Here is a 14,687-nt window from a genome sequence, read left to right as displayed (position 1 = left end):
GCTAGATGACCAGCAGTCGACCGTGCCGAGCCATGCGGGCGATGTCCTGCCAGCGCAGCTTGTGGCGGCTCTCGTGGGGCTCCCACGGGCTGGCGCGCCAGCCCTCCCACCAGCCGGCCAGCCATGACCGGAGGCCGCCCGGCTGCTGGCACCACCGGATCAGTTGCACGCCGGTCCAGTTGGCGACGTAGACCCAGCCCAAGGGCCAGGGCAGGTTGCGGCGGGCCAGCCACACCCTGTTGCGGGCGTTCTTGAAGAAATAGTCGTCGTGCCGGCGGGGGTCAATGATCGGATGGCCGGTCCGTAGCGAGGGCACATAACGCACTCGGTAGCCTGCCGCCCAGACCCGCCAGGCGAGCTCGATCCCCTCGTGGGCGTAGAAGAAGATTCCAGGCCAGCCACCGGACCGGTCATAGGCTTCACGACGCATCGCCACGGTCATCTCGACCACGCTGAAGACGTCCGCCTCATCGTCACGGTGTGTGTTGCCCAGCCGCGGGATCCAGCGGCCCGGCATCTCCCGGTCGGAGGACGGGTCATCGATGCGCGGCTGGATCATCCCCACGTCCGGATGCGCGCGCAGATAGTCCGCGGTCCGGGCCAGGACGTCGTCGTCGAGGAGCCAGGCGTCATCATCGAGGAAGAACAAGAACTCGCCCTGCACGTGGGCGACGCCGGCATTACGGCCAGCAGGGATGCCGACGTTGCGAGGGAGTGCGAGTGTGGCGATCCCCGGTGGGAGGCCCGTGGGCTCCCAGGCGTTGCCCACCACGATGATGTCCAGCACCACGCGGCGCTGGGTCCGCAGCGAATCCATCGCCCGAGCCAGCTCGACCGGACGCTTTCCCTGCGTGAGCACGACCACCCCGAAGGTGGCTGGGTCGCTCACGTGGCACCCTCGGCGCTGCGCAGACGCGGTGAAGCCAGGATGGCGAGCAGGTGGCCCAGGACCACGGGCATGATGACCACGGCCATCACCAGCACCTGCAGCCGGGCCGCGAGGAGGTCGTGACCGAGGACGGCGCCCAGGAGGGCGACCACCAGGGTGAGCATGGTCATCTCGATCGAGTGGAAGATGCGGTGGAAGGGCACCCATCTGGCCGCGCGGCGCAGCTGCCCCAACAGGCTGGTGGGCGGCACGTCGCGAGCGCCCGGAGTGTCCGCCAACCGACCCAGGCCAGCCGCCGCCCGCGAGGAGTGGACCATGTCGTTGAGCGCTTTGTTGAGAAGCAGACCGGCGCTCAGGAAGGCTCCGATGAAGGCAAACTGCCAGATCCGGACGGGGTCGGCCTCCTGATCACCGATGACGCCGGTGGCGCGGACCCCGAGCGCCAGGGCGATGAGTCCCTCGACGGTGTAGTGACCCACCTTGTCCAAGAAGATGCCGGACGGTCCGGACAGCCCACGCCACCGCGCGACCTCACCGTCGGAGCAGTCCAGCAGCATCTGCAGCTGGGCGAGCGCAGCCCCCAGCAGGGCGCCCCACACGCCGGGGAGGAGCAACGCCGGGGCGGCCAGCCAGCCAGCGACCATCATCAGGACGGTGACGCCGTTGGCGGAGATGGAGGTGCGGAGGAGCTGGCGGGTCAGGTGCGGCGAGACGCGGCGCAGATAGCGGTCCCCGGTCCAGTGCTCGGCATTGCTCCGCGCGAGGACCTCGGGCGGCTGCACGACGGCGCGCAGGTCGGCGAGCGAGGGAGCTGCCCCCTTGCGCCGGTCGGCAGGCTGCATGGTCGGGCACCTTTCGGGATCGGGCGCAGACTCGTCGTCGAGTCGCGCCGGGCTCGTCGCAGCGTAGTGCCGCCTCCTGCTCGAGGCGCGCGCTGGGCGAAGTCTAGACGGGCTCCTTGTCGGCGCCGCCATGACTGCCGCGGGTCAGTGCGGTGGGAGGACGTCCTGCTGTGCCGGCAGCTCGTCCTGCCGGACCAGGCCGACGGGGCAGGTGTAGCCGGTCGGGCCGTGGTTGCAGTAGCCGCCGGGGTTCTTGTGCAGATACTGCTGGTGGTAGTCCTCTGCGTAGTAGAACTCTCCGGCCTCCTCAGCGGGCGTCACTTCGGTGCAGATCGGGCCGTGTCCCGCAGCGCTGAGGATCTCCCCGAAGGCCTTACGGGACACGGTGGCCGCCTCAGTCTGGTCCGAGGTCGTCGGGAAGATCGCGGAGCGATACTGCGTGCCGACGTCGTTGCCCTGACGGTTGGCCGTCGTCGGATCGTGGTTCTCCCAGAACGACTTCAGCAGAAGCTCGGGGGAGGTCTGCGTCGGGTCGTAGGCGACCAGCACCGCCTCCGCGTGCCCGGTGCGCCCCGAACACACCTGCTCATAGCTCGGGGCGGGGGTCGAGCCGCCCAGGTAGCCGGCCGCGGTGGACACCACGCCGGGCAGTTTCCAGAAGATCCGCTCGGCGCCCCAGAAGCAACCCATCGCCACATAGATCACCTCAGTGCCCTCGGGCCAGGGTCCGTGGAGAGGGGTCCCCAGCACCGCATGAGTCGTAGCGGGGGGCGCGGTGGTGCGACGGGGGAAGCGCGAGGAGATGTTCATGGCTCAATTGTCCCACGCTCACCGCAGACCTTGCGGTGGCGCGCACCGGGTTGCGTGTGGCAGCGTGCCTCTCATGCTCACGCCGTTCGCTGCTCCGATGCCGCTGGCCGCCACCGAGGCGTGGACCGGCGGGGACTGGACGCTGTATGTCGTCCTCCCCCTGGTCCTGCTCGTCGCCGGGGTCGTGCTCTACCTGCTGGGTCGCCGCGACCACGCCGAAGCCACCAAGCTCCTCGCGGGCTTCGGCGGCCCTCCCGGCTCGCTGGACGTCGGTGCGCAGGTCGGCTTCGGCGTGGAGAACAACCGCGCGACGGTGCTCGCGGCCCAGCGCAAGATGCTCTGGGGCGCCATCCTGGGTGGGGTGGGGCTGATCTGGCTGGTGGTCAGCCTCATCATCGCCCTGGTGTGAGCCTGCTCCTGGTCGACGTCGGGTCGACCTTCACCAAGGCCGCTCTCATCGATGAGGAGGGCGGCCTGCTGGCGCGCGGGGCTGTCCCGACCACGGTCGGTCCCGACCGGGATGTGCTCGATGGCGTGCTTCAGGTCTGCCGTGGGCTCGCCGTCGAGTCAGGCGTGCCGGTCCCCGACCCGCTGGACGGCAACCGCGACCGGATGCTCGTCTGCTCCAGCGCTGGCGGCGGTCTGCGTCTGGCGGTAGTCGGCTACGAACGCGTGGTCACCGCCGAAGCGGGCCACCGGGTAGGCCTGTCGGCCGGGGCCAAGGTCGTGCACGTCGCCGCCGGCCCGCTACGAACTGCTGACGTCGCAGCGTTGCGCGCCGCCCGCCCCGACGTCATCCTGCTGGTCGGCGGCACTGACGGAGGCAACGCCGAGGTGCTGCTCCACAACGCGCGACGTCTCGCCACCTCTCGCGTCGGCGCGCCCGTCGTGGTTGCAGGCAACGTCGAGGCCCAACAGCAGGTGGCCGCCGAGCTCGCCGCCACCGGCCGTCGCACCACGTTGACCGACAACGTCCTGCCTCGCATCGGCGTCGTGCACCCGGGGCCGGCACGGCGCGCTATCCGCGAGGTCTTCCTGGAGCACGTGATCGGCGGCAAGGGATTGTCGCGAGGGCCACGTTTTGCTCAGCTCGTGCGCGCCGCGACCCCGGACGCCGTGCTGGCCGGAGTCGAGGTCCTCGCGGAGGTGGCTGGCGGGGACGTGATGGTCATCGATATCGGCGGCGCGACCACGGACGTCTACTCGGTCCTGACCCCTCAGGGAGAGGACGCCTCGCTGCGCAAGCAGGTCGTCGCCACCCTCTGGCACGCGCGGACGGTCGAGGGTGACCTGGGCATGCGTTGGGGCGCCCCCGGCGTGCTCGAGGCGGCGCTGGCGGAGCGGCTTACCGACCCGACTTCTGCCCTGAGTTCCTGGGTAGAGCGGGTGCATGCCGACCCGGGCCTCCTGCCGACGACTCCGGAGGATGCGGGGCACGACGTGACGCTCGCGGCGTTGGCGGCGAGGGTGGCGGCTCGACGCCACGGTCGCCCGGGTGCGCCTGGCGAAGCGCCCCGACCGCTCGCGGACGTGGGCGTGCTGATCGGCTCCGGTGGAGTGTTGCGTCACGCGACCAGCCAGGACGCGGACCGCATCTTGGCGGGGGTGCTGACCGATCACGGAGGTGGCTGGCGACCCCCTGCGCAGGCACGCACGACGGTCGACACGTCCTACCTTCTGTTCGCGGCCGGTCTGCTCGTCGACCGGCATCCGGACCTGGCTCGAGCCGTCGCTGCGCAGATCCTGGACAGCTGAGTGGCTGCTGGCTGGCAGTGGCTACTGTGGCGGGGTGCCAACGACGCCAACTGTGACCCTCGATGACGTGCTCGCCGCCCAAGAGGTGCTGACCGATGTCCTCACTCCGACGCCGATGGAGTTCAGCCAGGCGCTCACCGACCGCACGGGCGTGCCCATCTATCTCAAGTGCGAGAATCTCCAGCGCGCGGGATCCTTCAAGATGCGTGGCGCCTTCTACCGTATGTCGCGCCTCACCGATGAGGAGAAGCGTCGTGGTGTCGTCGCTGCCAGCGCCGGCAACCATGCTCAGGGCGTCGCGCTCGCGGCCCGTCTGCTGGGGATCGAGGCCACCGTCTACATGCCCAACGGCGCCGCGATGCCCAAGCTCGCTGCGACCAAGGGCTACGGCGCGACGGTGATCCAGGTGGGAGCCACCATCGACGACTGCATCGTGGAGGCTCTGGCCTTTGAGAAGGAACACGGCGCGGTCTTCATCCCGCCGTTCGACCATCACGACATCGTTGCTGGGCAGGGGACCTGCGGGCTGGAGATCATCGACCAGGTCCCCGACGTGCGGACAGTCCTGGTCTGCACGGGTGGCGGAGGCCTGCTGGCGGGCATCGCCACCGCGGTCAAAGGGCTGCGACCCCACGTCAAGGTGGTCGGTGTCCAGGCCGAGGAGGCCGCCGCCTACCCGCGGTCGCTGGCTGTCGGGCACCCCGTGCCCGTCTCTTCGATGAACACGATGGCCGACGGCATCGCGGTCGGCCGTCCCGGCGACGTGCCTTTTGGGATCGTCGCCGAGATCGTCGACGGGATCGAGACGGTGAGCGAGCAGGCGATCGCGCGCGCCGTGCTTTTTCTGGCGGAGCGAGCCAAACAGGTCGTCGAGCCCGCGGGCGCCGCTGCCACGGCTCATCTGATGGACCTGGGGCTCGAGGCCTGCGAACGTTACGAAGGCCCCGTCGTCGCTGTCATCTCCGGCGGCAACATCGACCCATTGCTCTTGTTGCGCATCATCCGGCAGGGGCTGACCGTCGCCGGTCGCTTCCTGCAGTTGCAGGTGAAGGTTCCTGACCGTCCCGGTGAGCTGGTCGGCGTGCTCGCGCTGCTCGCGGGTGAGGGCTGCAACGTGCTCGAGGTGCAGCATCACCGCCGCGTCGTGGGGCTGAAGGTCCAGGAGGTCGCCATCTCGCTCAACCTGGAGACGATGGGCCACGAGCACTCCACTCGGGTCGTGGAGGCACTGCGGGAGCGCGGCTACTCCGTCGACCACGGTTAACCGGGTCGGCGGCCCGCCGCCTCGACTCTGGGTGGGATCCAGGCTAGAATCGAAGGTCAACAATGGTCCGGGCAAGAGGTGCCCGGACCTTGTGTTTGGGCCGGACATCGACAACGACGTCCGGCCTTCGTCCCAGATGAGGAGTTTGACGTGACCGGTACCGCCCACGAAGCCAGTTACCTGACGCAGGAGGCGTACGACCGCCTGAGCGCAGAGCTGTCCCGTCTCACCGGCGAGGGTCGTTCGGACATTTCCAGGCGGATCGAAGATGCTCGTGAGGAGGGGGACCTCAAGGAGAACGGCGGCTATCACGCGGCCAAGGAGGAGCAGGGCAAGATGGAGGCCCGTATCCGTCAGCTCGAGGCGCTGCTGCGCAACGCTGTGGTAGGGACCGCTCCGGCGGACGACGGCGTCGTCGAGCCAGGCATGGTGGTGACCGTGGAGATGTTCGGTGACACCGAGATCTTCCTGCTGGGCTCCCGCGAGATCATCGATGACGGCGACGACCTGGACGTCTTCAGCGAGAAGTCGCCGCTGGGCGCAGCTATCGCCGGCCACCGTCCCGGCGACGTCGTGACGTATGGCGCACCCAACGGCAAGCAGGTCGAGGTCAAGATCATCAAGGCCAAGCCTTACCAGGACTGACCAGACCCGCGCCGACAGGCGCAGGTCCGCACGGGGCGTCGCTCAAGGATCGTCAACGGTCCGGGAGCGGCGCCTCATCTGCATACCAGCACTGCTCCACATAGCCGGTGACGGCGCGCGCGGCCGACTGCACCTGCGCGATGTGCCGGCTCGGCGACTCCGACGACGGGTCGATCGTGACCTCAGTCCGGCCCACCACGCGGTGGCTGAAGTCCTGCGCCTCCAACTGGCAGGTCACCGCACGCGAGGCGTCGCGACGCAGGTCGAAGCGGACCTCGACGGTGGTGTCCGAGGCGATCTGGTGGCCGGTGTTGATCCACTGCACGTTGCCATGTGCGGCCGTCACGCCGAACCAGACCGCGATGGCAGTCATGACCAGGACCGCGATCGTGCCGATCAGCCACCACGTCCTGCGGGTCCGAGCGGGACGACCCGACCCACCGGGTCCGCGCCAGGTGTCATGGCCCTCCTCCTCGGCGTCCCAGTCGGTCCGGTCGGCGCCCACAGCGTGCGGGTCAGCGTCGACGGAGCCAGGCTCGGGTGTGGTCACGTCCGGGAATCCTTGGGGGGATGAGAAGATGGAAGTTGCAGTGCGCCCTAGTGGCGCACACCACCATTGTCCGACACGATCCTGGCCGGCGCGGGGGGAGGCCCCTGCCAGTCGCCGACCGAAGGAGTCCGATGAGCCTGCAGCCGCACGGCCTGCGCCTGATGGCGGTCCACGCCCATCCCGATGACGAGTCGTCCAAGGGAGCCGCGGCGACCGCGTACTACGCCGCTCAAGGAGTCGAGGTCCGCGTTGTCTCGTGCACCGGAGGGGAGCGCGGTGATGTCCTGAACGAGCGCCTCAAGAAGGACCCGGCGATCCAGCGCGACATCACCCATGTCCGCCGCGAAGAGATGGCCCGGGCCGCGCAGATCCTTGGCGTGAGCCATACCTGGCTGGGCTTCACCGACTCGGGGCTTCCCGAGGGCGACCCCCTGCCGCCGCTGCCCGAGGGTTGCTTCGCGCTGGAGCCGCTCGAGGTGACGACCGAAGCGCTGGTGCGGGTCATCCGCGAGTTCCGCCCGCACGTGATCACCACCTATGACGAGAACGGCGGCTACCCCCACCCCGATCATGTGATGACGCACGTCGTGACGATGGCCGCGTTCCAGGCGGCAGGCGACGCGACGGCCTACCCGCACGCGGGCCAGCCTTGGCAGCCACTGAAGGTCTACTACAACGGCTGGACCGTGGAGCGTATGCAGCGCCTCAACGACGCGATGATCCGCTTGGGGCACGAGGCGCCTTACGCCGACTGGCTCAAGAACATCCTGACCCGCCCCCGTCGCGTCCTGACCACGCACGTCAGGTGCGGGGACTATTTCCAGCTCCGCGACGACGCGCTCCGCGCGCACGCCACCCAGGTCGACCCGGACGGTCACTGGTTTGCGGTGCCGCTGGAGATCCAGCGCGCCGAATGGCCGACTGACGACTTCGAGCTCGCGGCCTCTCTCGTGCCGGTCTCGGTGCCAGAAGGCGACCTCTTCGCCGGGGTGCGCGAGTTGGCGGACCGAGATGCCGTCTGCCGTGGAGCCGCTGCCCGGGATGCGGATGGAGAGCTGATGCTGAAATATGAGCCGCACGCGCCAATCCCTCCCGAGCTGGACCACTCGACCGAGCCGCGCGACGGCGATGGCGACGGACGGGACGAGATGCGTGAAGAAGAGGCCCACTCAGCATGAACAACACCGGGGTCGAAATCACCGCTGGTCTGGGCGGCTTTCTGGTCGTCTTTGCACTCGGTCTGACGGTGTGGCTGCTCAGCCGCGACCTGTCCAAGAGACTGCGCCGGATGCGGCTGCGGGAGCAGGAACGTGTGGACGCGGTCCGGCGAGAAGCCGCGCGCGCCGTGGCGGAGGACGAGTCAGCGCCGCCGACGGAGGACCCGCTCAGCTGACAGCTCGGAAGCCCTGACCGCCCGAAGGGGCTGGCGGGCCTGATCGCCGCCGGTGCTCCGATTCAGGCGAGCGCGGCTCGAGTGCCCAGGACCGCGAGGAGGGCCGCGATCCAGTGCGAGGAAAACGCCGCGACGGTGAAGGCGTGGAAGATCTCGTGGAAGCCGAACCAGCGCGGGGACGGGTTGGGCCACTTGAGCCCATAAACCACCGCGCCCAAGGTGTAAAGGAGTCCACCGGCGCCGATGAGCAGCACGATGAGCGGCCCGCCGGAGCGCCAGAAGGGGACGAGGTAGAACACCGCGACCCAGCCGAGGGCGATGTAGACGAAGGTGTAGAGCCAGCGCGGAGCACCGACCCATAGGACCCGGAAAAGGACACCGGCCAGCGCACCGGACCACACGACCCACATCAGGTTGCGCATCTGACCCGCAGGCAGCAGCAGCACCGCGAACGGCGTATGGGTGCCAGCGATGATCAGGAAGATGTTGGCGTGGTCCCAGCGCTTCAGGATCCTGGAGACCTTGGCCGACCAATGCCCACGGTGGTAGATCGCCGAGGTAGCGAAGAGCAGGACGGCGGTGATGCCGAAGACCAGCACGGCGACCCGGGCCCGGGGGGTGGGCGCGAGCGCCACCAGAATCGCGGCCAGGGTGACACTGATCGGGACCATGGCGAGGTGGAGCCAGCCACGCAACCGAGGCTTGACCTGCTCCACGATGGAGTCCACGAACTCTCCTGCGGATTCAGCCATGTCTGCTGCCGCGCTACGCATCTGATCCATGAACCAAGCGTAACTTACGGTGGCGTAGGTTACGCAACCGTAAGTAGGTGGCCGCCGGAGACGCTCAGGCGCCACTTGGCCATGTCGAGGCCGCCGATTCCCCTCGGCGGCCGGTAGGTTGACCGGTATGGCGACGCCTCGAGACCTGGCCTATCGGGCCTACACCGCCTCCCTGCGCCGTCACCTGCCCGCCGACAAGCTGCCACGTCACATCGGCGTGATGCTCGACGGCAACCGGCGCTGGGCCAAGGAGAGGGGTGCCGCGTCGGCGGACGGTCACCGGGCGGGCGCCGAAAACATCGCGCCCTTCCTGGGGTGGTGCGAAGAGGCCGGGATCGAGGTCGTCACGCTCTGGCTCCTGTCCACCGACAACCTGAAGCGACCCAACGTCGAGCTCGAGCCCTTGCTGGAGATCATCGAGCAGGTGGTCTGCGACCTGGCCGACGCCCGACGCTGGCGCGTGCGGCTGGTGGGGGCCCTCGACCTCCTGCCGCCACAGACTGCGGAGCGGCTCACCTCTGACGCAGCGCGCGCGGACGACGTCGAGGGCCTCGTCGTCAACGTCGCCATCGGCTACGGCGGGCGCCGAGAGATCACCGATGCCGTCCGCGCCGTGCTTCGCGACGCGGTCGCCGAGGGCCGGTCGCTGGAAGAGCTGGCCTCCGCGCTGACGGTCGAGGACATCGCCAGCCATCTCTACACCCGCGGTCAGCCTGATCCGGACCTCGTGATCCGCACCTCGGGGGAGCAGCGGTTGGGAGGCTTCCTGCTGTGGCAGAGCACGCACAGCGAGTACTACTTCTGCGAGGCCTACTGGCCCGACTTCCGCAAGGTCGACTTCATGCGGGCGCTGCGCGCCTACGTGGAGCGTGAGCGGCGCTTCGGCGCCTGACCACACACCTGCGAGGACAACGATTTCGTCACGTTCTGCGGGTTGCGTCCGACCCGGGCTGGTGAGCGCATACAGTTCAGCGCATGAACATGCGATCTCTCGTGGCAATCTCCGGGGCCTCCATCCTGGCCTTCTCCCTGTCCGCCTGTGGTGGCTCGAGCGATGACAAGGGGGATGCTGCCGGCCTGGACCTGGTCTCGAGCGGCACCCTGACTGTCTGCTCCGACGTCCCCTACCCCCCCTTCGAGGACTTCGACACGGCTGCCGCGTCGGGCTTCTCAGGTTTTGACATCGATATCGTGCAGGCGGTCGCCGACGGCCTCGATCTCAAGCTCGCGGTCAAGGACTCCTCCTTCGATGGGCTCCAGTCCGGGCTGTCCCTCAACGCCGGCGAGTGCGATGTCGCCGCGTCCGCGATGACGATCACCGAAGACCGGGCCAAGAGCATCGCGTTCTCCGACGGTTACTACGATTCCAAGCAGTCCCTCCTCGTGTCCGCCGACGGTGGCATCTCCTCGATCGCCGACCTCGACGGCAAGAACGTCGGTGTGCAGCAGGGCACCACGGGTGAGTCCTACGCCAAGGAGAACGCCAAGGGCGCCAAGCTCATTGCGTTCCCGAGCAACGCCGAGATGTTCCAGGCGATGAAGGCCGGTCAGGTCGATGCGCTGCTCCAGGACCTGCCGGTCAACGTCGACAACGCCAAGGTGGACGGCTCGTTCAAGGTCGCGGAAGAGTACTCCACGGACGAGACCTACGGACTGGCGATGAAGAAGGGCAACACCGCACTCGTCGAGGCCGTCAACAAGGAGCTGACGGCGCTGCGTGACGGCGGCGACTACCAGTTGCTCTACGACAAGTACTTCACCGCCGGGGACGACGCCGCCAGCACCAGCCGCTGAACCGACGCATCGCCCTACCCGACGAAGGAGACGAGGCCATAGCGATGACCAGACGCCAGCGACAACGGGCCACCAGGGGCGCCCTGTACGTGCTCTTCCTGGCGTTGGTCGTCGTCGTCCTCCTGATGGTGGACTGGCCCCGCGTGAAGGACAACTTCTTCCTCACTGAGGGTTTCACCGGCACGTGGCAGGACATGATCCTGGTCGCTGCCAAGAACACCATCCTCTACACCATCGTGGCCTTCACCGGTGGCTTCCTCCTGGGTCTGATCCTGGTGCTCATGAAGCTGGCTCCGGTCGCGCCGTTTCGGTGGGTGTCCACGGCCTACATCGAGCTGTTTCGCGGGCTACCAGCCCTCGTCGTCATCCTCTTCATGGGCCTGGGTGTCCCGATCGCCGTCGGTTGGCGTCCTCCGGGCGGGACCGTCGGGGCAGGCCTCCTGGCGCTGATGATGGTCTCGGCCGCCTACATGGCCGAGACCCTGAGGGCCGGCATCGAAGCCGTGCCCAAGGGACAGGCTGAAGCAGCCGCTTCCCTTGGCATGAGCAGCGGCTGGACGATGACATCAATCGTGATGCCGCAGGCCCTGCGTATCGTGATCCCACCGCTGACCAATGAATTGGTCATCCTGATCAAGGACACCTCACTCCTGTTCGTGATCGGCCTCGCCGCGAACCAGAAGGAGCTGACCACGATGGCCAGGGACTTCATGAGCAGCGGTCCTTCGGCCGGGACAGCCACCAGCCTGGCTTTCGCGGCCCTGCTCTATCTGGCCATCACGTTGCCGCTCACGCAGCTGGTGGCGTGGATGGAGCGCAAGCAGAAGAGGAGCCGTTGATGACCAAGCCGTTGGCGCCCATCGGTGAGATGGACAGCACTGCCCCCGCCATCGAGGTCCGCGGACTGCACAAGAGTTTTGGCGCGAACGAGGTGCTCAAGGGCATTGACTTCCACGTCGACCGAGGTCAGGTGGTCTGCGTCATCGGTCCCTCGGGCTCCGGCAAGTCCACGCTCCTGCGGTGCGTCAACCGGCTGGAGGAGCCGACTTCGGGACAGATCCTGGTCGAGGGGATCGACATCACGCACCCGGACACCGAGCTGGACCAGGTCCGGTCCCGGATCGGCATGGTCTTCCAGCAGTTCAACCTGTTTCCTCATATGACGGTGCTGCGTAACCTCACGATCGCCCAGCAGCGGGTCAAGCGTCGGGGACGGGCCGAGGCGGAGCAGATCGCGCGCGAGACTCTCGTCACGGTGGGCCTGTCCGACAAGGAGGGCGCCTACCCGGCGCACCTGTCTGGCGGCCAGCAGCAGCGGGTGGCGATCGCCCGCGCGCTGTCGATGAACCCGGACATGATGCTCTTCGACGAGCCGACCTCGGCACTAGACCCCGAGCTGGTCGGTGACGTGCTTGATGTCATGAAGAAGTTGGCCGCTGACGGTATGACGATGATGGTGGTCACCCACGAGATGGGCTTCGCCCGCGAGGTCGGCGACAACCTGGTCTTCATGGATGATGGCGTGATCGTCGAGGAGGGGGATCCCGTCGAAGTGCTGGGCAACCCCCAGCACCGTCGCACCCAGTCCTTCCTGTCCAAGGTCCTCTGACTAGGTCGCCGACACGCCGCCTCGGTGGCGCAGAGTCACGTGGCGACCTCGTAACGTCGGCCTCAGACGCGGGGCATCCCGTCCCGCCTCTCGGGAGGCCGACATGACCGCGCCCATGCGCACGACCTGTGAGAAGGAAAACGAGTCCGGGCTGCCGGTGGCGGGGGGTCCGCAGACCGGCCGCAAGACCTACGTGCTGGACACCTCGGTGTTGTTGTCCGATCCACGGGCGCTGATCCGTTTCATGGAGCACGACGTCGTGCTGCCTGTCGTGGTGATCACCGAGCTGGAAGCCAAGCGGCACCACCCCGAGCTCGGTTACTTCGCCCGCCAGGCGCTGCGGATGCTGGACGATCTGCGGCTCGAGCACGGCACGCTCGCCGAACCGGTGCCGGTCGGGGATGACGGCGGATCGTTGCACGTCGAGCTCAACCACATCGACCCCATGGTGTTGCCCGCAGGATTCCGCCTGGACGACAACGACAGCCGCATCCTGGCGGTCGCGATGAATCTCGCCGGTGAGGGCAGTGACGTCACCGTCGTCAGCAAGGACCTGCCTATGCGGATCAAGGCGTCCGCGATGGGGCTGGATGCCCAGGAGTACCGCGCCGAGCTGGCCGTCGAGTCCGGGTGGACGGGCATGGCCGAGCTCGAGATCGATGACGAGCAGATGCGCCAGCTCTACGAGCACGCGCGGGTGGAGTTGGACCAGGCGCACGAGCTGCCCGTCCACACTGGACTGACCGTGCTCGGCCCCTCCGGCAGTGCGCTGGGTCGCATCGCCACCGATCACAGCGTGCGGCTCGTGCGAGGCGACCGGGACGCCTTCGGGCTGCATGGCCGCTCGGCCGAGCAGCGGGTTGCCCTCGATCTGCTCCTGGACCCCGACATCGGCATCATCAGCCTCGGTGGGCGGGCCGGCACCGGCAAGAGCGCGCTCGCGCTCTGCGCTGGCCTCGAAGCGGTGATGGAGCGCCGCCAGCATCGCAAGGTCATCGTGTTCCGACCCTTGTATGCCGTGGGCGGCCAGGAGCTCGGCTACCTGCCTGGCTCGGAGAACGACAAGATGGGCCCGTGGGCTCAGGCCGTCTTCGACACCCTTGGTGCGGTCGTGTCCACCGAGGTGATGGAGGAAATCCTCGACCGAGACATGCTGGAGGTGCTGCCGCTGACCCATATCCGCGGCCGGTCCCTCCACGACGCCTTCGTCATCGTCGACGAGGCCCAGTCCCTGGAGCGCAACGTCCTGTTGACCGTGCTCTCGCGCATCGGCCAGAGCTCTCGGGTCGTCCTCACCCATGACGTCGCGCAGCGGGACAACCTCCGGGTCGGGCGGCACGACGGGGTCGCTGCCGTGATCGAGAAGCTCAAGGGTCACCCACTGTTCGCGCACATCACGCTGACCCGTAGTGAACGGAGCCCGATCGCGGCACTGGTGACCGAGATGCTCGAGGGCACCGCCGACCTTTGACCTCGACCCGCCGACCCGACCGGCAAGGCTGTCGGTTCGCTACCACCGCGGGGCTCGTGATGCCCCTGTGCAGGATGTGACTGGATCGGCAAAGCCAAGCGGGTGTGACCTTGACCACCTTTCTCGTCGCAGAGTTGACGGAAAGCCTTCTGGCAGGACACCGTTGCAGGGTTAGATCACGAATTGGTAACGCCGCCTGTCCCACCGGGTCTCCCGTGACCTGAGGGCATGCGCTCTCTCCGGAGGCGGCAAACCAACCCCCGAGAGGTAGCCCTGCTTCATGGTTCACACCCCCCTGCGCGATTCCGACCCCGCTCGTCACCGACCCCGCCGCTTTAGCGGTCCGGCGACCGCGATCACTGCGGGCATCGCGGCGGGCTCCCTCGCCCTGGCCACCTACGCAGTGACCACGACGAGCGCGGCCCCCGACACCAGCAAGTTGACGACGGCGATCAGCCGGTTCAACCCCGACGTGGCGTCCACTGCCGTCACGTCCCTGGGCACCACCGCCGGGACCCGGGCGCAGCAGGCCTACGCCGAGACCCGTGAGTTGCGGGCCGAGCAGAGCGCCACCTCCTTCGGCCTGTCGGCAGACCTCCTTGGGTCCAGCCTCGACACGATCCACAGCGAGTCGGACGCTATCTCCGCCAAGAAGGCCGCCGCCGCCAAGAAGGCTGCTGCCGAGGCTGCCGAGAAGGCTGCTGCCCGGGCCGCCGAGAAGGCTGCTGCTGCCGAACGAGCGGCTATTGCGGAAGCCGAGCGGGCGCAGGCCGCTGCGGCCGAGCAGGAGGCTGCCGATCGGGCCAGCCAGGAGGCGGCCTCGCGTTCCCAGCAGCGCTCCGCGCCGGTGCAGACCCAGGCAGCACCCGCTCCGGCACCTGGG

Annotated in this window: 17 protein-coding genes; 12 read left to right on the top strand and 5 right to left on the bottom strand. The window is 68.2% G+C overall.

Going from position 1 to position 14,687, the window contains the following annotated elements:
• Position 1 precedes the first annotated feature (1 nt).
• The 3 genes from Q4P07_RS06805 to msrA all read right to left on the bottom strand — a co-directional run bounded on the left by Q4P07_RS06805 (position 2) and on the right by msrA (position 2,541).
• Complete coding sequence (locus tag Q4P07_RS06805) at positions 2-889, bottom strand: glycosyltransferase family 2 protein (RefSeq protein WP_303374149.1); 888 nt, start codon at positions 887-889, stop codon at positions 2-4.
• Positions 886-1,731, bottom strand: a complete 846-nt coding sequence (locus tag Q4P07_RS06800) for a CDP-alcohol phosphatidyltransferase family protein (RefSeq protein ID WP_303374148.1) — start codon at positions 1,729-1,731, stop codon at positions 886-888. Before Q4P07_RS06800 ends, Q4P07_RS06805 begins: the two co-directional genes overlap by 4 nt.
• A gap of 144 nt (positions 1,732-1,875) precedes the next feature.
• A complete protein-coding gene (gene msrA / locus Q4P07_RS06795; protein WP_303374147.1) occupies positions 1,876-2,541 on the bottom strand; it encodes a peptide-methionine (S)-S-oxide reductase MsrA in 666 nt (221 codons plus the stop codon).
• 73 nt (positions 2,542-2,614) lie between these two features.
• On the opposite strand from msrA, the gene Q4P07_RS06790 reads away from it, so the two are divergent.
• From Q4P07_RS06790 to greA, 4 genes are all read left to right on the top strand, one after another.
• The gene (locus tag Q4P07_RS06790; protein ID WP_303374146.1) at positions 2,615-2,950 is read left to right on the top strand and encodes a hypothetical protein; all 336 of its coding nucleotides are present in this window, start codon (positions 2,615-2,617) and stop codon (positions 2,948-2,950) included.
• A complete protein-coding gene (locus Q4P07_RS06785) occupies positions 2,947-4,296 on the top strand; it encodes a glutamate mutase L (RefSeq protein ID WP_303374145.1) in 1,350 nt (449 codons plus the stop codon). The genes Q4P07_RS06790 and Q4P07_RS06785 overlap by 4 nt, the downstream gene beginning before the upstream one ends.
• Before the next feature lie 34 nt (positions 4,297-4,330).
• On the top strand, positions 4,331-5,560 hold the full coding sequence (ilvA, locus tag Q4P07_RS06780) for a threonine ammonia-lyase (RefSeq protein WP_303374144.1): 1,230 nt from the start codon (positions 4,331-4,333) through the stop codon (positions 5,558-5,560).
• A 150-nt stretch (positions 5,561-5,710) separates the two neighbouring features.
• Positions 5,711-6,205 carry a transcription elongation factor GreA gene (gene greA / locus Q4P07_RS06775; protein WP_303374143.1) on the top strand — a complete coding sequence of 165 codons (495 nt, stop codon included), beginning with the start codon at positions 5,711-5,713 and terminating at the stop codon, positions 6,203-6,205.
• Positions 6,206-6,257: 52 nt separating this feature from the next.
• Here greA and Q4P07_RS06770 read toward each other — a convergent pair whose 3' ends face one another.
• Positions 6,258-6,755 (bottom strand): DUF4307 domain-containing protein, encoded by a 498-nt coding sequence (locus Q4P07_RS06770; protein WP_303374142.1) that lies wholly within the window; start codon positions 6,753-6,755, stop codon positions 6,258-6,260.
• A gap of 131 nt (positions 6,756-6,886) precedes the next feature.
• Between Q4P07_RS06770 and mca the strand changes: the two genes are divergently transcribed.
• Both mca and Q4P07_RS06760 read left to right on the top strand, forming a co-directional pair.
• Positions 6,887-7,933 carry a mycothiol conjugate amidase Mca gene (gene mca / locus Q4P07_RS06765; RefSeq protein WP_303374141.1) on the top strand — a complete coding sequence of 349 codons (1,047 nt, stop codon included), beginning with the start codon at positions 6,887-6,889 and terminating at the stop codon, positions 7,931-7,933.
• Positions 7,930-8,148 (top strand): hypothetical protein, encoded by a 219-nt coding sequence (locus tag Q4P07_RS06760; protein ID WP_303374140.1) that lies wholly within the window; start codon positions 7,930-7,932, stop codon positions 8,146-8,148. Before mca ends, Q4P07_RS06760 begins: the two co-directional genes overlap by 4 nt.
• A 62-nt stretch (positions 8,149-8,210) precedes the next feature.
• On the opposite strand, the gene Q4P07_RS06755 is transcribed toward Q4P07_RS06760, so the two are convergent.
• Complete coding sequence (locus Q4P07_RS06755) at positions 8,211-8,921, bottom strand: hemolysin III family protein (protein ID WP_303374151.1); 711 nt, start codon at positions 8,919-8,921, stop codon at positions 8,211-8,213.
• 136 nt (positions 8,922-9,057) lie between these two features.
• Here Q4P07_RS06755 and Q4P07_RS06750 point away from each other — a divergent pair, with 136 nt between their 5' ends.
• From Q4P07_RS06750 to Q4P07_RS06725, 6 genes are all read left to right on the top strand, one after another.
• Entirely contained in the window at positions 9,058-9,822 is a 765-nt protein-coding gene (locus tag Q4P07_RS06750; RefSeq protein ID WP_303374139.1) for an isoprenyl transferase, read from the top strand.
• Positions 9,823-9,905: 83 nt separating this feature from the next.
• A complete protein-coding gene (locus tag Q4P07_RS06745; protein WP_303374138.1) occupies positions 9,906-10,724 on the top strand; it encodes an ABC transporter substrate-binding protein in 819 nt (272 codons plus the stop codon).
• 44 nt (positions 10,725-10,768) lie between these two features.
• Complete coding sequence (locus Q4P07_RS06740) at positions 10,769-11,563, top strand: amino acid ABC transporter permease (protein WP_303374137.1); 795 nt, start codon at positions 10,769-10,771, stop codon at positions 11,561-11,563.
• Positions 11,563-12,333 (top strand): amino acid ABC transporter ATP-binding protein, encoded by a 771-nt coding sequence (locus Q4P07_RS06735; RefSeq protein ID WP_303374136.1) that lies wholly within the window; start codon positions 11,563-11,565, stop codon positions 12,331-12,333. The genes Q4P07_RS06740 and Q4P07_RS06735 overlap by 1 nt, the downstream gene beginning before the upstream one ends.
• Positions 12,334-12,436: 103 nt before the next feature.
• A complete protein-coding gene (locus Q4P07_RS06730) occupies positions 12,437-13,804 on the top strand; it encodes a PhoH family protein (protein ID WP_303374135.1) in 1,368 nt (455 codons plus the stop codon).
• A 280-nt stretch (positions 13,805-14,084) separates the two neighbouring features.
• A partial coding sequence (locus tag Q4P07_RS06725; RefSeq protein WP_303374134.1) for a hypothetical protein occupies positions 14,085-14,687 on the top strand: 603 nt, incomplete at its 3' end.

The organism is Ornithinimicrobium sp. (assembly GCF_030537745.1).
Classification (GTDB): domain Bacteria; phylum Actinomycetota; class Actinomycetes; order Actinomycetales; family Dermatophilaceae; genus Ornithinicoccus.
Note: the sequence above shows the minus strand (reverse complement) of the source record. Positions and strands in the feature narration are given on the sequence as shown.